The organism is Thermoanaerobacterium xylanolyticum LX-11 (assembly GCF_000189775.2).
Taxonomy (GTDB): Bacteria; Bacillota; Thermoanaerobacteria; order Thermoanaerobacterales; family Thermoanaerobacteraceae; genus Thermoanaerobacterium; species Thermoanaerobacterium thermosulfurigenes.
Genome location: NC_015555.1, coordinates 482,180 through 501,747 on the forward strand (window position 1 = coordinate 482,180; position 19,568 = coordinate 501,747).

The following is a 19,568-nucleotide window of genomic DNA, read 5'->3' on the forward strand; positions in this document are numbered from 1 at the left end:
CTTTATTCGAAAAAACGAATATAATTAGTTGGGAAGGGTGATAACATGGTAACAATTGATTTGTACGACAAGACGGCTGAGTACTTTAAAGCACTGTCGCATCCGACAAGAATCAAGATTATTGAGCTTCTAAGTAGAAATGAGATGTGCGTTTGTGAAATGATGGCTGTTTTGAATCTTGACCAATCTCATATTTCAAGACATCTTATGGTGTTAAGAGCAAATGGGATAGTAAAAGATTCAAGGGAAGGGACGAAGATTTATTATACTCTTAAAAATAAGGACATGGTTAAAATTATAGATTCAGTTAAGAAAATAGTTGGTGAGTAGGCAGTTGCTTATCCGATATATTCGAATAACCGAATAAAAAAATAAAATTTCAATAAATATATTGACATATGACAAAAACCAAGATATACTATTATTGATTTAGCAAAATATTATAGGAGGTCTGAGATGAAAGAAAAAATTAGTTTAAATGATGTTGTAAGGCACTTTTCCCCTGCTTGGTATGCATCAGTCATGGGGACAGGAGGCTTAGCAAATGTTTTGTATATGCTAAGCGGTAAAATGGCGTTTTTAAAGCCGCTCTCTGTAATAATCTTTTGGTTAAATGTTATTCTGTTTTTATTGTTGGTTGGGCCATGGACAGCGAGATGGTTTTTGCACTTTGATAAGTTAAAAGATGATTTAAGACATCCAGTGATGTCAAACTTTTTCGTCACGATGCCTGTTGGAGGACTTATCTTAGGTACTAATTTCTTTATCATAGGAAAAGATTTCTTTAATATGAGCTTTGTAGTGTTTCTTGGAACTATACTATGGGCTTATGGTGTGTTATTAGCTCTAATTTTTGGCGTATTTGTAACATACAATATGATGTTAATGGATGAAGTAAGCCCAGAACTAACTAATAATTCATGGTATATAACACCTGTGGCAAGTATAGTAATACCGCTTCTTGGAAATCAGCTTGTGAAAGCTTATGCAAAGAAAAGTATTGGTGTAGCACAGATTGTAAATCTTACTGATATTGTGTTTTTTGGAATAGGTTTGTTTCTATTCATAATACTTAGCAGTATAATATTAAACAGGTTTATAAATCATAAAATGCCTCATGCTATGGCTACACCTACATTTTGGATAATTTTAGGTCCTATAGGCGTAGGGACGTTAAGCTTAATGGGGATCGCTGATGCGTCGAAATTAGTTGGCCTTATTACAACCACTGATTCTCTAAAAATGTTATCTCTTATTTTGTGGGGATTTGGAATATGGGCTTTTGTTCTCACAATTGCTATAACTGTCAAATATTTAAGAGAAGGTGGAATTCCTTTTTCACTATCATGGTGGGCCTTCATATTCCCGCTTTCAGCATATACGCTTTCTTCATTTAATGTATATATGTATGTGAAGCTTCAAATAGTGTACTGGTACACACTTTTATTAGCTGCATTATTGATTGTCTTATGGATAAGCACTTTTATAAAATCTTTGGTTGGGACATTTAATGGAAAGCTTTTGGTCCCTCAGGAACCTAAAAATAAAAAGTAAATAACTTGTGTAATGTAGCTATTTGCTACATTACACAGGCAACCTATAATATATTTTATAAATTTATGAAATATTTTTTTAGAACAAATAGTTATTTTTTTGGCTATTTGATTCGAAAAACCGAATCAAGAAATAAAAGGAGGTGCGATGATGATTATAGCTTTTGCATCAAAAAATCATTTGGGACTTAACAGCGATATAGGAAGTGATATTGTAAATTCTGAATACATTACAGTTGCAGAGGTAGAAGATGGTAAGTTAAAGAAAGTAAAAAATGTAGAAAATATATTTTACAATGATCAAAAATTGAATGCAAAAGATTTTGTGGACTTTATTTCAAAGACAAATGCTGAGATTTTTGTTGTGATGAACATAAGTGAAGAAATAAAAGCAGAACTTTTAAAGAACAACATATCAGTAAAGCTTGTAACATTAGGGCGAATAGCAGATATATTAAAGTCATTTTAAAGATTGAAAAAAGATTGAAAGGGGGTGAAAGACATGGCTAAAAATTGGTATCCGATTATTGACCACGATAAATGCATACAGTGCTACCAGTGTGTTAATTTCTGCACACACGATGTTTATACAATAGGCGACGATGGTTTTCCGCTTGTAATAAATCCTGACAACTGTGTAGAATTCTGCAGAGGTTGCCAGAAGATATGCGATAACGATGCTATATCTTATTTTGGCGACAATAAATAAGCTTAATTTACAATCTCGTTTAAAGATTTTAAAAAATTATAAATTTAATTGGAGGGAATAATAAAATGAGCAAAAAGGGATTGCTTTTATGTGTATGCCAAGGCACATGTCCTTCATTTCAGGAGATGGACACATTCGAAGTCTTAAACACATTGAGAAGAGAAAATATATTCGAATGGGTAGGATTGCATCCACAACTTTGCGCAGAGGATGGCGACAGGTATTTGCGTGAACTTTTGAAAGGTGCAGATATAGATGAGTTATACGTTGCTGCATGTGATCCAGTAATGCAGAGAAAAATGTACAGGGATGCTTTTGATGCAGTAGGATTCGACAGAGAAAAGCATATCGGTATAGAAATAAGAAATATGAATACAGAGCAAGTAATAAATGAGATTAAAAAGGCTGTTAAAGAAAAAGAACAAGGTTAAAATAAAAGAAATATAATATAACTGCTGCGATTGCTAAATAATCTTAATTATGTTAGTCGCAGCAGTTTAAAAATAAATCATAAATTGACATATGACAATAATCGGTATATAATATATTTGAAATTTCAAATATATATTTTGCTTCTATTATACCCTGCTATGGTATAGTATAAATTAATTGTCGAGAACAGAAAATGTTATTAAATAGGTATTATAGGTAACAATATATTAAAAAGAGTTCTATAAATCTGGAGGGAATATTATGAACAATATGGGTGATTCAAATGGATATACAAAATCGAAGTGGATTTTGTATACCGTAATGATAGGCGCATTTATGTCTATGTTTGACAGCGGTGTTGTAAATGTGGGACTTCCTGTCATATCAAAAGAATTTAAAGTAGACATAAATACTGTTCAATGGATAGCCACCATTTATTTGCTTACTATGTCTGCACTTTTGCCGATACTCGGCACAATAGCTGATAATTATGGCAGAAGGAAGATATACAATATGGGATATTTTATAATATCAATCTTTACGCTACTGTGTGGTCTATCTGTAAATCTTACAATGCTTTTAGTGATGAGGACTTTACAGGCAGTAGGTGGTGCAATGGTAATGGCAAATGGAATGGCCATTGTGACAGAAAATTATCCACCTAATGAAAGAGGTAAAAATATAGGCTTGCTGGCTACTACTATGGCTATAGGAAGTATTGCAGGTCCTCCATTAGGAGGGTATGTAACTGGAATTTGGGGTTGGAGATCTGTATTTTATTTGACATTTATTGTATCTATTTTGGGATTTATAGCTTCGTACTATTCAGTTCCTTTAGATAGAAAAGGTGCAAAAAAAGATTTTAAATTTGATCTTACTGGTTCTATATTTTTGGTGCTTTCAATAGTAACATTCATATTAGGATTTTCGGATATAAATAAGTATGGGATAAATAATCCTATTGTTTATGGTAGCTTAATCATTTTTGCAGTGTCATTTGTCATATTTATTATAGCTGAAACAAAAAAAGAACATCCTGTTGTAAATTTAAGCTTATTCAAGAATATCACTTTTACATCATCAGTTATAGCTTCATTATTATCGTTTATGACCATGTACTCACCAAATGTCTTGATGCCTTTCTATTATCAGAAAGTTGTTGGATTAAGTGTAGGGACATCAGGATTATATATGATGGCTTTTCCAGTGGCAATGGCTATAATATCTCCTTTTAGTGGTGCACTTTCTGATAGGATAGGAGCTGTAGCATTGACGTCATCTGGACTTGTCATAAATGGAATTGGTCTCATACTGCTTGCAAATGTTAAAATAAATACACCAATTTATTTAGTTTTAGTGTATGTAGGGCTTATGGGATTGTCTCTTGGAATGTTTCAGTCACCTAATAATAGCTGTATAATGGGCAGCGTTCCTAAGGATAAATTAGGAGCGGCAAATGGCATTACGCAACTTGTAAAAAATTTAGGCATGGTAATGGGCATGGCATTTTCTGTTGCATTGTTTACAGCATTTATGAAGCATTACACAGGAAACTATAGCACTAAATTTCTTCAAAGTGCTCATATAGTTTACTATATTGCTGCAGTATTGAGCTTTATAGGTGCTGCAATATCTGCAATTAGAAATAAAACAAATTAATAAAAGAAAGGTGATTAAAGTGAAGGAACTAAAGTATGATGTTGTTGTGGTAGGCGGAGGGCCTGGTGGAACACCGGGAGCCAATATGCTTTCCAAAAATGGCCTTAAAGTTGCCCTTGTTGAAAAAGGTGTTGGCTTAGGTGGAACGTGTCTTTTTGAGGGTTGCATTCCATCAAAAATATATATTGAGACGGCTACAAGATATGCAGATATAAAAAAGTTTAAAAATTTTGGCGGAATACTTAATTACAATGATATTGATGTCGATTTTTTAGCCATAAAGGAAAGAAAAGATAAAATATTAAATGCACGTGTTACAAGAGCTGAAAAAGCTTCTAAAATGAATAAATTGGACATTTATTATGGAATGGCTACTATAGCAGACAAAAATGTTGTAGAAGTTGAAACAAAAGAGGAGAAGATAAGGCTTGTATTTGATAAGCTTATTATTGCTACAGGTTCTGAGACAGTAAAACCACCTATACCGGGAATTGAGTTGCCAGGTATAATGTTTAGTGAAGATGTATTTGAACTAAAAACAAAACCTAAATCTATGGTTGTAGTAGGTGGTGGATATATTGGTGTTGAAATAGCATCTATGCTTGCTAGAATGGATACAAAGGTCACTATCATTGAGGCACTTCCAAGGATATTGACTACTGAAGATGTTGCAGTAAGTGAAGCAGTAGAAGAAGGCTTAAAAGAATACAATATAGATATTTACACAGATGCTAAAGTAGCATCAATTTCTAAAGAAAATGACTTATTTAAGGTCAACTATGTAAAAGGTGGTATCGAAAATGCGGTATCAGCTGAAAAAGTATTGGTAGCAGTTGGAAGAAGACCTCGTACTGAAAACTTAAATATAGAATTATTGGGAATAAAATTAGGAAATCATAAAGAGATACCAGTAAATGATTTTATGCAAACAGAAAACCCAAATGTGTATGCAACTGGCGATGTAAATGGCAAAATTATGCTTGCACATGCGGCTACAAGAGAATCAATTATTGCAGCGAAATCAATATTGGGGAGCAATGTTCCGATGACTTACAATGCAATACCACATGCGATTTTCTGTGAACCTGAGGCGGCAAGTGTTGGCATTGACTCATCAAAAGCAACTGATTTAGGTTACAAAGTTATCAAATTCTCTTATTCAGAGGATGCAAGAGCATTGATTGTAGGTGATGATAAGGGATTTGTTCAGATGATTGTCGACCCTGCGACTCATAAGCTTTATGGTATGCAGATAGTAGGAAAAGAAGCTGGTGAGCTTATAATGGAAGCAACATATATAATTAGGACGAATGGTAGGCTTGAGGATATTACTGCAAGCATCCATACACATCCTACATTAAGCGAAATAATAACTGAAGCGGCAGAGAAAGCATTAAATCTTTTATAAAACTTTATTATGCTACGTATGCAAGTTTATTGCTTGCATACGTATGTCCAATAATATATAGGATTTAACATGATTATCGGGAGAGCAAAGAGATGAAGATTGGTATTCCAAAGGCGCTTTTATATTATTATTATTTTCCGTTTTGGGATGTTCTATTTAAAGAATTGGGAATAGAAACGGTATTATCTGAAGACACATCGAAAGTCATATTGGATTTAGGCGTTAAGAAAGCAGTGCCAGAGATATGTGTTCCAATGAAAGTGTATACTGGACACATTATAAATCTTTTAGATAAAAATGTTGATTATATATATATTCCTAGATTCGTAAGTTTAAGCAAAGGTACATTCATGTGTCCAAAATTCATGGGATTGCCAGACATGATTAAGGGATTGTTTGATGACATTGATGACAAGATATTGACGAATAGCATAATTTCTAAAGACGATGATATTTCTGATTTTAAGATTTACAAAGATTTCATAGTGAGGTTAGGCGTAAGTAAATATGATTTAAAAAAAGCATTAAAAAGAGCAAGAGAAGAATGGCTCTCTTTTAGAAAGTTAAATAAAAAAGGTTTTGATATAAATGAACTTTTGGATGAAGATACACCTCAAAAATATGATGGCGATATTACAATAGGTTTATTGGGATATGTATACAATGTTTACGACAGATTTATGAATATGGATCTTATAAATACATTGAGAAAGATGAATGTAAAAATCATTACATTTGATATGTTAGATGAAAAATTAATCAAAAAGTATCAAAGCCGTTTTAAAAAAGAGATGTTTTGGGAGTTTACTAATAAGATAATGGGAGCTGCTTATAATTTTATGGAAATGGATATTATTGATGGCATAATACAAATATCAGCCTTTGGATGTGGTTCTGATTCCATTCTTGAACCGTTTCTTTCTATAGATTCAGAAAATGCAAAGAAACCGTACATGATATTGCGAATAGATGAGCAAACGGGAGAAAGTCATATATTGACACGTATAGAAGCGTTTATTGATCTTGTTAGAATAAAAAAGCAAAAATTGAAAAGAGTTAAAGTTGAAAACACTTCGGAAGGCGTGATTTAATTGAAAGTTACTTTTCCATATATGGGTTCACCACTTATTTATGAAAAGTTATTTGAATTGTTAGGGCATGATGTTATAACTCCGCCAAAGCCATCTCTCAAGACAATAAATTATGGTGTTAAATATAGCCCTGAATTTGCATGTTTTCCTTTGAAAGTCATATTGGGAACATATTTAGAAGCTATTGAGTTAGGAGCAGATACGATAATAACATCTGGGGGTAATGGACCTTGTAGAGCTGGTTACTATGGAGAAGCACAGAAGAAAATTTTAGAGAATATGGGGTATGAAGTGGATTTTATAATATTGGATGAACCAAAAAGAGATTTTAAAGGCTTCTTACAGAAAATATCAAGGATTAAAGGAGAAAATACGTGGACAGACGTATTAAGAATAGTAAACACTGTATATAAAATGGCAAAATCTATGGATAAAATAGAAAAAATAATAGAAGAAAAAAGAGCTTATGAATGCAACAAAGGCGAATTTACAAAAGCTTGGAATGAAATATTATCGTTGTATAGAAGAATTAGAATGCCTGATGATATATTATTTGTAGAAAAAGAGGCATATAGACGCATTAATAATATTGAGATATGCAATGTTCCTGAGAGCGAAAAAATAAAAATAGGTATAGTTGGTGAAATATATGTTGTTATGGAGCCATCTATAAATAACAATATAGAAGAAGTTTTGAATGGATATGGAGTAGAAGTGGAAAGAGCTCATTATATATCAGAATGGATAGACAATAATTTACTGCCTTTTAAGATCAATAAAAAAGAACATGATATTTTGAAAAAAGCAGAAAAATATATAGAGATAATAATAGGTGGTCATGCAAAACAGTCGATCGGTGCAATTTTGGATTTTAAAGATAGGGGATTTGATGGTGTCATACACTTAAAGCCCTTTGGATGTTTACCGGAATTAATTTCTCAGAGTATAATAGATAAAATATCTAAGCAATATGATTTTCCAATTATATCTCTTTCCATTGATGAACAGTCAGCTACTGCAAATTTATTGACAAGGATTGAAGCATTTATTGACGTGGTAAAAAATAAAAAATTAATGGCAAAGATGGTGAAGTAGTATGAAGAATATATACATTGGTGTTGATGTTGGTTCTGTTAGCGTAAATGTCGTAGCAATTGACGAGGAAGACGATTTGTTATTTAAGTCATATACAAGGAATATAGGACAACCAGTAGATATAGTAAAAAGTGAAATTAAAAAGCTTTATCAAGCAATTGGTGATAGCAATATAAATGGGATTGGAATAACTGGCAGTGGAAGGCAACTTTTAGGATATATTTTAGGAGCAGATGTAGTAAAAAATGAGATTACAGCACATGCTACAGCAACATTGTATTATTATCCAGATGTAAAAACGATATTTGAGATAGGAGGACAGGATTCTAAGTTAATAATTATTAACGATGGTATCATATCAGACTTTGCAATGAATACAGTCTGTGCGGCCGGAACCGGATCGTTTCTTGATCATCAGGCAGAGAGGCTTGGAATAAAAATAGAGGATTTTGGAGAAATTGCACTGACTGCTGAAAGAGATGTTAGAATAGCAGGCAGATGTACTGTTTTTGCAGAATCAGATATGATATCAAAACAGCAGTACGGATTTAGCAAAGCTGAAATATTAAAGGGTCTTTCTAAGGCTTTAGTCAGAAATTACATGAATAACCTTGTAAGAGGAAAGAAATTAAAACCTCTTTATGTCTTTCAAGGAGGTGTTGCAGCAAACGTAGCAATTAAAAAGGCATTTGAAGAAGAAATTGGAGAAGAAGTTATTGTACCTAAGCATTTTGATGTAATGGGTGCGATTGGAATTGCAATGATAGCAAAAAATCATATAAAGACAACAAATAAGCCGACAAAGTTTAAAGGTTTTGAAATTTCTGAAGAGAAATTTGTAACAACTAGTTTTATTTGCAATGGTTGCCCAAATGAATGTGAAGTTATTAAAATACAGGCAAATGGCAAGACGATTGCAATGACAGGCGATAAGTGTGGTAAATGGTCTAATTCTATAGTTTAAAAAATTGGGAGGTTATTAAAATGGCTCATCATCATGAACATGAAGTCAAAACTAAGAAAAGCTTAATAACAACGATGTTTTTAAATTTTTCAATAACAGCAGCAGAAATTATTGGAGGGCTATTCTCAGGAAGTTTGTCCCTTATATCAGATGCGCTTCACAATTTTAGCGATGCTATATCTATCATAATTAGTTATTTTGCTATGTTGATATCACAGAAGGAAAATAATGAAAGGATGACGTTTGGATATAAGAGAGCAGAAATTCTTGCAGCTCTTTTTAATTCAGTCGTTTTGGTTGTAATATCGGTATTTTTGTTTAAAGAGGCTTATATAAAATTTTTCAATCCAGAGCCTATCAATGGAGCTATAATGATTGTAGTTGCTCTAATAGGTCTTTTGGCAAATGCATCGTCGGTACTTCTGCTTAAAGAAAATGCAGAAGAAAATCTCAACATTCGTTCTGCCTACGTACATCTTCTGTCAGATGCCTTGTCTTCTGTAGGAGTAGTTATTGGAGGAATATGTATATATTTTTTTAAAATTTATTGGATAGATCCGCTATTGACGGTTTTAATTGGTATATATATAATTAAAGAAAGCTTTGAAATAATCAACGAATCTGTGAGCATACTTATGCAAGGAACACCTGAAAACATAGATTTAGAAATTGTAAAAAGAGAAATTGAGAAATTACCAAATGTAAAAAATATTCACCATGTTCATGTTTGGCAGACAAATGACGACGATGTACATTTTGAATGCCATGTAAATTTAAAAGATGATGTTAAAGTAAGTCAATCAAAAGAGGTGATGGAACAGATTGAAATTGTTTTAGATGAATTGTTTGACATACATCATGTTACATTGCAGATGGAGTACGAATGTTGTGAAGATGTTGGCTTGATAAAAAAGGTTGATGATACTATTAATTAACACATTTCTGTAATTTAAAATGGGAGAGGAATGTGATGCGAAATGATAGCCAGTGCTTTTTTGCTTTTAGGCATTATTTCTGGTTTTGTTTTATTTAGAAATTTGAAGGTGACTTATGGTAATCAGCCTCTTAAAAGGCATTATAAAATTTCTGTCATAATCCCTGCAAGAAATGAAGAGAAAAATCTCCCATATATACTTGAGTCTTTAAAAAATCAGACGTATATGCCTTATGAAGTAATTGTAGTTGATGATTTTTCCTCAGATAGGACTTTTGAGATCGCTGAAAGTTATGGCATTAAAGTTATAAGAAATACTGAAATGCCTGATGGTTGGACTGGGAAGACGTGGGCTTTGTGGAATGGATATAAAAATTCTACAGGCGATGTATTTGCATTCATCGATGCTGATGTTAGGCTATCTCCACGTGCTTTGGAGTCATTGGTGAAAGCGAGGGAGAAGGCAAATGGAGCTATATCTGTTGTGCCATATCATAGCCCTGAGAAATTTTATGAAAAGCTTTCATTGATACCATATATTTTGGGGATTTTTGCATTTACATCGCCATTTGAAAAATACAATCCACGAAAAGGAATGTATGGCTCTTGTATTGTTGTGTCTCGTGAAGATTATGAAAAGGTAAACGGACATTACAGCATAAAGGGAGAGCTTTTGGACGATTTAAATTTAGGAGAGAAATTTACGTCAAATGGTATAAATGTTCAGAATTTCATAGGATACGATCTAATTTCGTTTAGGATGTATCCATACGGCATAAAAAGTGAAGTAGAGGGGTTTGGAAAAGGAGCGATATTAAGCACATCCAGATTAGAAACTGCGACGATAATTCTTATAGCGTTATGGCTTATAGGATTATTGGCGGTAGAGTTTATTACTCCATTTCTTGCATTTTATAAAAGTGATTTGTTTGGTTTGTTTTTGGTGCTTTACATTATGTACACATTGCAGATAATTTATATAGACAACTGGACAGGGCGTTATGGCATCATAGTTCCTTTATTTCATATACTATCATCGCTATTTTTTATATACATCATGGTTTACTCATTGTACCAAGTTTTCTTTTTAGGATACGTCACATGGAAGGGGAGAAGGATTAAGGTTTAAAGGGGGGGATTACATTGATAATGCTTTTTGTCTTAATAGGATTTCTAAGTGGTTCAATGATGTTTTCATACTGGTTAGGCTTATTAGCTTTAAAAGATATACGTCATTACGGTGATGGAAATCCCGGTGCATTTAATCTCTGGCATGCAGTTGGATACAAATTTGGTATTTTAGGAGTTGTTCTTGACTTTTTAAAAGGCTATTTTCCTCTATTATTCATGATGTCAAAGGGATATATTAGCGGCATTGGAATAGTTCCTGTAGCTGTTGCCACGATATTAGGTCATGTTTTTTCTCCTTTTCTAAAATGGCGTGGTGGCAAGGGAATAGCTGTTACGTTTGGTGTATGGAGTGCTTTAACATCATTTAGAGTGTCTATTGCATACGCTGTTATATTGGCTATGTTGTATGTCATAGCCGTCATTTTAAACAAGGGAAAAGCTACATCATCTGAAGTAGATGGATTGATGGTTGTAGTTGGAATGTTGACTTTGGTATTATTTCTTTATTACAAATCATACCAAATGTATATTTATGATATATGGTTTGCTAACCTTCTCATCATTACATATACAAATAAGGAGAAGCTTTATAAGCTTTATAAAGATGTTTATGATAAACGTCATGAAAAAAACGCTGTTATGAGATAAGCCAGCAAGAAAACTTGCTGGCTTAAATAGAAAAAGGGTATTGTGGATATGCGTTAATTTAAGTTTATTTCATTGTTTTTAATTCTTTCAATAAGTTCTTTAACCTTTGATTCAATTATGTCTCTTGTCCTTCTAAACTCATCTATTGGTTTTCCATCGGGATCATCTAAGCCCCAGTCTTCTTTTAACTTGCAAGGTATATATGGGCATTCTACATTGCATCCCATAGTAATCAAGATGTCCACTTTTGGAGGTATCTCATCTAATAATTTTGGGCGATGACTGCTTATATCGATGCCTACTTCTTTCATAACTTCAACCGCTTTTGGATTTACCCTTTCAGCAAGTTTTGTACCAGCGCTGTATGCTTCAAATATATCAGAACCTAAATATTTCGCAAAACCTTCTGCCATTTGACTTCTGCATGAATTTGCCACACAGATAAATGCTACTTTTACTTTCATAAAAATTCTCCTCTCTTATTTTTCACTGTTTGATTCTTTGTTTTTATTCCAGTTGAGCCTTTTCCTAAAATACAAGGCTACATTAACTAACATTAGCATTACAGGAACTTCTATTAATGGGCCAATTACACTTGCAAAAGCCTCATTTGAATTAAGTCCAAAAACCGCAACTGCAACTGCTATTGCCAATTCAAAGTCATTGCTTGCCGCATTTAAACCAACAGTTGTACTTTCTGAATATCCGTATTTAAATTTGTATGATGTGAAAAATCCCATTAGAAACATTATAATAAAATATAGCGTCAGTGGAATTGCAACCATTAAAACTTGCAAAGGCAATGTTACTATATATTTTCCCTTTAGAGAGAACATAACTATAATTGTAAACAAAAGTGCTATAAGAGTAATAGGACTTATTTTAGGTATAAAATTTTTTTCATACCATGTGTTTCCTTTAGCTTTAACAAGTAACAATCTCGATAGAACCCCTGCAACAAATGGGATGCCGAGATATATAAGAACAGATGTAGCAATATCTTTTATAGAGATATTCAAATTAATTGCTTTGGTGCTAACACCAAAAATCGGAGGAAGTATTTTTATAAATACATAAGCAAATATGGAATAAGTGATTACCTGCCAGATAGCGTTAAAAGCCACCAAAAGAGCAACAAAATCTCTATCCCCATCTGCTAAATCATTCCAGACTAATACCATTGCAATGCATCTTGCAAGTCCTACCAGTATTACACCTATCATTAGATGTGGATAATTGTGAAGAAATATAATGGCAAGAAGAAACATCACTAAAGGTCCTATAAACCAGTTATATAAAATTGCAATTTTAAAAGGTTTTTTTGAAGTTTTGCTTTTTCCTATTTCCTCGTATTTAACTTTTGCAAGTGGTGGATACATCATTAAAATAAGCCCAATTGCAATTGGAATCGACGTTGCTCCTATGCTAAGCTTATTAAGCATATTTGCAAAATTAGGGAAAATATATCCTATCAAAATACCAATAATCATTGCTAATAAAATCCATACAGTTAAAAATCTATCTAGAAAAGATAAACCTTTTTTATTTTCACTCAATTTAATTACCTCCTCTTGTTAACTGTTCGCAAGATAACTTACTTTCTTTGTGTTTTTTTAAATTTTCATTGTCTAAAATGAATTGCGAATAATTGCTTAAAGTGCCAGTCAGATAATCATACAATAATTTATTTTCTTTTATAAAATTATCATCAATTTTGTAATAAGCCCACTGGGCTTTTTTTTCAAATGTTATGATCCCTTCGCTTTTTAGCTTATTTAGATGGCGGGAAACATTTGATTGAGTCATGTTTAAAATGGTTTCTATATCACATACACATAATGTTTCTTGTGATAAGAGGTTAAATATTCTCAATCTGTTTTCATCACATAATGCCTTAAAGACGCCAACAATATTCAATAGCTACCCTCCTTATGATTATATTTGATTATACTCATATTATAGCTTAACAAAACCAATCTGTCAAATTTATTTTCTTAATTATTTCTATTAGTATTGATATTATACATTTTGATATAAATTACCATACAAATTTATAAATTTGATATTATATATCAACTTGTAGATTATATTTATGCTAAAATAAATGAAGATGTGTTGGCATACAATTTGCATTTATAAAATGATAGGAGGAATTGATGTGGATAATTTCATTGTTGAAAGGATTAAAAATTTTCCTATTATCGCAGCTATAAGAAATTTAGAAGATATAAAAGATGTTTACTCATCTAACTGTGAAGTGATATTTTTGCTGACAAGCAATATATTGATATTGAAAGATGCAATTGATGACATTAAATCACATGAGAAAACAGCATTCATTCATTTTGATTTAGTAGAAGGGCTTGGTAAAGATTATAAGGCGGTGGAGTATCTTAAGGAAGTAGTAAAACCAGATGGTATAATTTCTACGCGTACTAATATACTTACATATGCTAAGGAGTTGAATATTCCTTGTATTGAGCGCATTTTTCTTCTCGATACGCAAGCGCTAAAAACAGGTTTAAATTCAATTAAGCAGATTGAACCAACTGCAATAGAGGTGATGCCAGGTGTTGCACATGATGTGACGAAAAAGCTTACTACGGAAGTGTATCAACCTATTATTGCAGGTGGTTTAGTTAAAACAAAAGAAGATGTGATAAATGCTCTTTCTTCTGGCGCAGTAGCAGTTTCTACAAGTGAAAAAAGTCTTTGGTTTATCGACTGACAAGGAGGTAATGTAGTTTTCTGTTTTTTTTGCTAAAATTTTAGAAAATAGGAGGGTATTGATGAATGTATCATTGACAGGGAAATATTTTGCAGAATTTTTAGGTACAATGATTTTGATACTTTTTGGAGATGGTGTTGTTGCGAACGTTGTATTAAACAAAACAAAAGGTCATAATGGAGGATGGATAGTAATTACTACTGGATGGGCAGTAGGAGTTGGAATACCTGCTTTTATATTTGGCAATATCAGTGGTGCACATCTAAATCCAGCTTTGACAATTGCATTGGCTGCATTTGGTAAATTTCCATGGGCAGACGTACCTGGTTATATTGTTTCACAATTGCTGGGTGGCATTGCAGGTGGTGTTTTAGTATGGCTGTTATATTTTCCACATTGGGCAGAAACAGATGATAAATTAGGTAAATTGTCAATATTCTGTACAACACCGGCTGTTAGAAATATACCAGCAAACATTTTAACGGAGGTAATTGCCACATTTATTCTCGTATTTGCGGTATTGGGAATTAGTTCTGTAAAAGCTGTAAATGGTATCTCGCCAGGTGTCATTTTTGCACTGATATGGGGGTTAGGACTGTCATTTGGTGGCCCGACTGGTTATGCTATGAATCCAGCGAGAGATTTAGGACCAAGAATTGCACATTCAATATTACCCATAGCTGGAAAAGGTGATTCTGACTGGCAATATGGATTGATAGTACCTATATTTGGCCCTATTATTGGAGGATTATTAGGTGCATTAGTATATCAAATTTTTGTTAGCATGCTATAAAAAATTGTAGTAAAATAAATATAGGGGGAACATATCATGTCAAAGTATATAATGGCATTAGATCAAGGCACCACAAGCTCAAGGGCAATAATCTTTGATCACAGTGGAAATATAGTTGCATCACTAAACAAAGAGTTTACGCAGATTTACCCTAATCCAGGGTGGGTTGAACACGACCCTATGGAGATTTTAGATTCTCAGATAGAAGTAGCTAAGGCGGTGCTTGAGAAAACTGGGATTAAGGCAGAAGATATTGCAGCAATCGGCATAACAAATCAAAGAGAGACGACTGTGGTTTGGGATAAAAACACAGGCAAGCCAGTGTACAATGCGATAGTTTGGCAGTGTAGGAGGACTGCACCTATCTGCGATGAAATCAAAAATAGTGGGTTTGACAAAGAAATTCTAAAGAAGACTGGTCTTGTAGTTGATGCTTATTTTTCGGGTACGAAGATAAAATGGATACTTGACAATGTAGAAGGTGCAAGGGAGAAAGCAGAAAATGGAGATCTTTACTTTGGAAATATTGATAGCTGGTTAATTTGGAATTTGACTGGTGGAAAGGCACATGTGACAGACTATTCTAATGCTTCTCGTACGATGCTTTTTAACATATACGAATTGAAGTGGGATAAGGACATATTAGAATATCTTGACATTCCAGAATCGATGCTTCCTGATGTTAAGCCGTCCAGTTATGTATACGGATACACGGACAAAAGCATATTTGGCGTTGAAATACCTATAGCAGGTTGCGCAGGTGACCAACAAGCAGCACTATTTGGTCAGACTTGTTATGACAAAGGAATGGCTAAGAATACTTATGGAACCGGATGCTTTATGCTTATGAATACAGGCGAAAGGGCTGTGCCATCCAAGAATGGTTTGCTTACCACGATAGCGTGGGGTATCGATGATAAAGTTGAATATGCTTTAGAAGGAAGCATATTCATAGCTGGTGCTGCTATACAGTGGCTAAGAGATGAGCTTAAGATAATTGACAATTCACCGCAAAGTGAAGAATACGCTCAAAGGGTCAGTGACACAAATGGAGTGTACGTTGTGCCGGCATTTGTGGGATTAGGTGCACCATACTGGGATATGTATGCAAGGGGCGCGATTTTGGGCTTGACAAGAGGTGTGAAAAGAGAGCACATTATAAGAGCAACGTTAGAATCTTTGGCGTATCAGACGAGAGACGTCTTAGAGGCTATGCAGGATGATTCTGGTATAAAGTTAAGTGCATTAAAGGTTGACGGTGGAGCATCTGCAAATAATTTCTTGATGCAGTTCCAGGCAGATATATTAGGTGTACCTGTAGATAGACCTACTGTCATAGAGACGACTGCATTAGGTGCATCATATCTTGCAGGTATTGCTACAGGATTCTGGAGTGGCAGAGAAGAAGTAGCTAAGAATTGGGGAGTTGACAGACATTTCGAGCCTAACATGAATGATGAAACAAGAGAAAAACTTTATGCGGGATGGAAAAAAGCCGTAGAAAGGTCTATGAATTGGGCTGATTAAGTGGTATAATTAAATTGATAAACAAAAGATACAATTGAATATTAGGATGGCGGAGAATAGGAGAGCCATATATAACCGGATAGCCGGCTATATATGGCTTTGTCTTTTTTTAAGAATTTGATAGCTGAAAGGGATGGTAAAATGTACGATGTCATAATAATCGGCGGCGGTGTAGTAGGTTCATCAGTTGCCAGAGAATTATCTAAATACAACATTAAAGTTCTGCTTATAGAAAAAGAAGATGATGTAGCGTCAGGTGGTGCATCAAAAGCCAATAGTGCTATACTTCATGCGGGATACGACCCAGTGCCTGGTACATTGAAAGCCAAACTAAATGTAAGAGGAAATGAGATGTTTGATGAGCTTTGTAAAGATTTAGATGTTCCAATGAAAAGAGTTGGTTCACTTGTTGCCGCATTTTCACAAGATGAAGTAGATAGCCTTTATAAATTGTATGATAGAGGGTTAAAAAATGGCGTCAAGAATATGTCTATTATATCTTCGGATATGGTTAAGGAAATTGAACCAAACATAAACGACACAATTGTTGCTGCTTTATATGCAAAGACAGCAGGTATTATATGTCCTTACGGTTTTGTAATAGCCTTGGCTGAAAATGCTGCACAAAACGGCGTCGAATTTGTATTTAATCAAGAAGTCATATCTATAGATAAAGAAGACGATGTTTTTAGGGTAAAAACACAAGTGAAAGAGTATTTTAGCAAATACGTAATCAATGCGGCAGGGCTTTATGCAGATGTGATAAACAATATGGTAAGCGATAAACATTTTTCGATTCATCCAAGAAAAGGCGAATATTTGATTTTAGATAAAGAAGAAGGCTATTTGGCAAATACCGTCATATTTCAAGTACCAACTAAGATGGGAAAAGGAATACTGGTGTCGCCAACTGTTGATGGCAACTTGCTTATAGGTCCTACGTCTGAGGATATATCCAATAAGGAATTTCGAAAGACTACTTACAAAGGATTGGAGAAGGCTATAAAAGGCGCCAAAAAGAGCGTTGAAAAATTTAACGAAAGGAAGACGATAACACAATTTACTGGTGTAAGGGCTGTGCCAGATGTATATGGCGAAGATTTTATTATAAGCGAATCAGATGTTAAAGGTTTTATAAATGTAGCAGGCATTGAATCACCTGGTTTCACATCATCACCAGCAATTGCGGAGATGGTAAGAGAAATTCTTAAAGATGCAGGACTTAAAATGGTTGAAAAAGATAATTTCAATCCCAAGAGGAAGCCTGTCATACGCTTTAATGAATTGACAGATGAAGAAAGAAATGAGCTGATAAAGAGAGAACCTGCTTATGGAAAGATCATTTGCAGATGTGAGACAGTTACTGAAGGTGAGATAATTGATGCCATAAGAAGGCCTGTTGGCGCAAAAAGCATTGACGGCGTAAAGAGGCGGACCAGAGCTGGCATGGGCAGATGTCAAGGTGGATTTTGCAGCCCCAGAGTGTTAGAGATACTTTCAAGAGAGCTTAATGTAGATCCGCTTAATGTCACAAAGTTTGGCGGCAATTCAAATATTTTGACGGCTAAAGCGAAAGAATACGTCGTAAATTTGTACAATGAACTATTAAAAAGTGGGGTGTAGATGATGATGAAATACGACATAGTAATAATTGGTGCAGGTCCTGCAGGACTTGGAGCAGCAGTTGAAGCGTATGAAAAAGGTGTAAAAGATATTTTAATAATCGAAAGGGACAGCTATCCGGGAGGAATACTTCAGCAGTGCATACACAATGGATTTGGACTTATTGAATTCAAAGAAGAATTATCTGGGCCGGAATACGCAGAAAGATTTATAGAAAAGGTAAATGAATATGGAATAAAGATTATGCTTAATACGATGGTATTAAACATATCAAGCGATAAAGTAGTTAAAGCAGTAAATCAAGAAAATGGCGTCATGGAGATTAAAGCGAAAGCGATAATACTTGCGATGGGCTGTAGAGAAAGGCCAAGAGGTGCAATCAGCATACCTGGCACAAGGCCTGCAGGGATATTTACGGCGGGAACGGCACAAAGATATGTAAATATGGAAGGATACATGCCTGGCAAAGAGATTGTGATATTGGGTTCTGGTGATATTGGACTTATAATGGCCAGGAGGTTTACGCTTGAAGGTGCTACGGTAAAAGCTGTTGTTGAACTTATGCCTTATTCCAGTGGACTTACCAGAAACATTGTTCAGTGTTTAGATGACTTTGGCATACCGCTTCTTTTAAGCCACACTGTGATAGAAATACGCGGTAAAGAAAGAGTTGAAGGTGTGACGATAGCACAGGTAGATGAAAACAGAAAGCCAATATTAAACACAGCTAAATACATAAGCTGTGATACTTTAATATTATCTGTAGGTTTGATTCCTGAGAATGAACTGTCAAAAAGTGCAGGCATAATGTTAGATCCCGTTACTGGGGGACCGCTTGTGAATGAAAGTATGGAAACGAATGTGGAAGGAATATTTGCCTGTGGCAATGTGTTGCAAGTGCACGATCTTGTGGACAATGTTACAAAAGAAGCAAGGCTGGCGGCTGATTCTGCAGTAAAGTACATTAATAATATGTTAATAAAAGAAGGGCGATACATCGTCGTGAAAGCTGGTTTAGGCATTAGATATGTGGTGCCGCAAATAGTAAATTATGATAATATAGATGCAAAAGTTAAATTTCACATGAGGCCTACTGATGTGTACAAAAACGCTTATATCGCCGTGAAATCAGGTGACAGAGAGATAGCCAGGAAAAAAATGCAGAGGTTGACACCAGGAGAGATGATATTAATAGATGTGCCAAAGGAAAAATTTTTAAGAGATGATCTATCTCCTGCAGATGAAATCACATTCGAAGTAGAGGTGGTATAAT

General features: G+C 34.2%; 21 protein-coding genes. 18 read left to right on the forward strand and 3 right to left on the reverse strand.

Going from position 1 to position 19,568, the window contains the following annotated elements; all coding sequences use genetic code 11:
* Positions 1-45: 45 nt before the first annotated feature.
* From THEXY_RS02455 to THEXY_RS02515, 13 genes are all read left to right on the forward strand, one after another.
* Positions 46-330, forward strand: a complete 285-nt coding sequence (locus THEXY_RS02455) for an ArsR/SmtB family transcription factor (RefSeq protein WP_013787266.1) — start codon at positions 46-48, stop codon at positions 328-330.
* Between the two features lie 126 nt (positions 331-456).
* Entirely contained in the window at positions 457-1,554 is a 1,098-nt protein-coding gene (locus THEXY_RS02460) for a TDT family transporter (RefSeq protein ID WP_013787267.1), read from the forward strand.
* A gap of 150 nt (positions 1,555-1,704) precedes the next feature.
* Complete coding sequence (locus THEXY_RS02465; RefSeq protein WP_013787268.1) at positions 1,705-2,022, forward strand: NifB/NifX family molybdenum-iron cluster-binding protein; 318 nt, start codon at positions 1,705-1,707, stop codon at positions 2,020-2,022.
* 33 nt (positions 2,023-2,055) lie between these two features.
* The gene (locus tag THEXY_RS02470; protein ID WP_013787269.1) at positions 2,056-2,262 is read left to right on the forward strand and encodes a 4Fe-4S dicluster domain-containing protein; all 207 of its coding nucleotides are present in this window, start codon (positions 2,056-2,058) and stop codon (positions 2,260-2,262) included.
* Positions 2,263-2,327: 65 nt separating this feature from the next.
* On the forward strand, positions 2,328-2,693 hold the full coding sequence (locus tag THEXY_RS02475) for a hypothetical protein (protein ID WP_013787270.1): 366 nt from the start codon (positions 2,328-2,330) through the stop codon (positions 2,691-2,693).
* 262 nt (positions 2,694-2,955) lie between these two features.
* Positions 2,956-4,353 carry an MFS transporter gene (locus THEXY_RS02480; protein ID WP_013787271.1) on the forward strand — a complete coding sequence of 466 codons (1,398 nt, stop codon included), beginning with the start codon at positions 2,956-2,958 and terminating at the stop codon, positions 4,351-4,353.
* Positions 4,354-4,372: 19 nt separating this feature from the next.
* Positions 4,373-5,761 (forward strand): dihydrolipoyl dehydrogenase, encoded by a 1,389-nt coding sequence (gene lpdA / locus THEXY_RS02485; protein WP_013787272.1) that lies wholly within the window; start codon positions 4,373-4,375, stop codon positions 5,759-5,761.
* Between the two features lie 92 nt (positions 5,762-5,853).
* Positions 5,854-6,852, forward strand: a complete 999-nt coding sequence (locus THEXY_RS02490; protein ID WP_013787273.1) for an acyl-CoA dehydratase activase-related protein — start codon at positions 5,854-5,856, stop codon at positions 6,850-6,852.
* Positions 6,853-7,947: a 2-hydroxyacyl-CoA dehydratase gene (locus tag THEXY_RS02495; protein ID WP_013787274.1), complete on the forward strand. Its 1,095-nt coding sequence runs from the start codon at positions 6,853-6,855 to the stop codon at positions 7,945-7,947.
* Between the two features lies 1 nt (position 7,948).
* Positions 7,949-8,911 carry an acyl-CoA dehydratase activase gene (locus tag THEXY_RS02500; protein WP_013787275.1) on the forward strand — a complete coding sequence of 321 codons (963 nt, stop codon included), beginning with the start codon at positions 7,949-7,951 and terminating at the stop codon, positions 8,909-8,911.
* Between the two features lie 20 nt (positions 8,912-8,931).
* Complete coding sequence (locus THEXY_RS02505) at positions 8,932-9,846, forward strand: cation diffusion facilitator family transporter (RefSeq protein WP_013787276.1); 915 nt, start codon at positions 8,932-8,934, stop codon at positions 9,844-9,846.
* Between the two features lie 42 nt (positions 9,847-9,888).
* Complete coding sequence (locus THEXY_RS02510) at positions 9,889-10,974, forward strand: glycosyltransferase family 2 protein (protein ID WP_013787277.1); 1,086 nt, start codon at positions 9,889-9,891, stop codon at positions 10,972-10,974.
* Between the two features lie 20 nt (positions 10,975-10,994).
* Positions 10,995-11,624, forward strand: a complete 630-nt coding sequence (locus THEXY_RS02515) for a glycerol-3-phosphate acyltransferase (RefSeq protein WP_230197655.1) — start codon at positions 10,995-10,997, stop codon at positions 11,622-11,624.
* Positions 11,625-11,677: 53 nt separating this feature from the next.
* On the opposite strand, the gene THEXY_RS02520 is transcribed toward THEXY_RS02515, so the two are convergent.
* The 3 genes from THEXY_RS02520 to THEXY_RS02530 are packed head-to-tail and all read right to left on the reverse strand — an operon-like array spanning position 11,678 to position 13,541.
* On the reverse strand, positions 11,678-12,088 hold the full coding sequence (locus tag THEXY_RS02520) for an arsenate reductase ArsC (protein WP_013787279.1): 411 nt from the start codon (positions 12,086-12,088) through the stop codon (positions 11,678-11,680).
* Between the two features lie 15 nt (positions 12,089-12,103).
* Positions 12,104-13,180 carry an ACR3 family arsenite efflux transporter gene (gene arsB, locus THEXY_RS02525; protein ID WP_013787280.1) on the reverse strand — a complete coding sequence of 359 codons (1,077 nt, stop codon included), beginning with the start codon at positions 13,178-13,180 and terminating at the stop codon, positions 12,104-12,106.
* Position 13,181: 1 nt separating this feature from the next.
* Entirely contained in the window at positions 13,182-13,541 is a 360-nt protein-coding gene (locus THEXY_RS02530) for an ArsR/SmtB family transcription factor (protein WP_013787281.1), read from the reverse strand.
* Positions 13,542-13,782: 241 nt separating this feature from the next.
* Between THEXY_RS02530 and THEXY_RS02535 the strand changes: the two genes are divergently transcribed.
* The 5 genes from THEXY_RS02535 to THEXY_RS02555 all read left to right on the forward strand — a co-directional run bounded on the left by THEXY_RS02535 (position 13,783) and on the right by THEXY_RS02555 (position 19,567).
* Complete coding sequence (locus THEXY_RS02535; protein ID WP_013787282.1) at positions 13,783-14,352, forward strand: glycerol-3-phosphate responsive antiterminator; 570 nt, start codon at positions 13,783-13,785, stop codon at positions 14,350-14,352.
* Positions 14,353-14,413: 61 nt separating this feature from the next.
* Positions 14,414-15,145 (forward strand): MIP/aquaporin family protein, encoded by a 732-nt coding sequence (locus THEXY_RS02540; RefSeq protein WP_013787283.1) that lies wholly within the window; start codon positions 14,414-14,416, stop codon positions 15,143-15,145.
* Between the two features lie 36 nt (positions 15,146-15,181).
* Positions 15,182-16,672, forward strand: a complete 1,491-nt coding sequence (gene glpK, locus THEXY_RS02545) for a glycerol kinase GlpK (RefSeq protein WP_013787284.1) — start codon at positions 15,182-15,184, stop codon at positions 16,670-16,672.
* Between the two features lie 141 nt (positions 16,673-16,813).
* Complete coding sequence (locus THEXY_RS02550) at positions 16,814-18,295, forward strand: NAD(P)/FAD-dependent oxidoreductase (RefSeq protein WP_041592184.1); 1,482 nt, start codon at positions 16,814-16,816, stop codon at positions 18,293-18,295.
* A 3-nt stretch (positions 18,296-18,298) separates the two neighbouring features.
* Positions 18,299-19,567, forward strand: coding sequence for an NAD(P)/FAD-dependent oxidoreductase (locus THEXY_RS02555; RefSeq protein ID WP_041592185.1), 1,269 nt, complete (start codon positions 18,299-18,301; stop codon positions 19,565-19,567).
* Position 19,568: the final 1 nt, after the last annotated feature.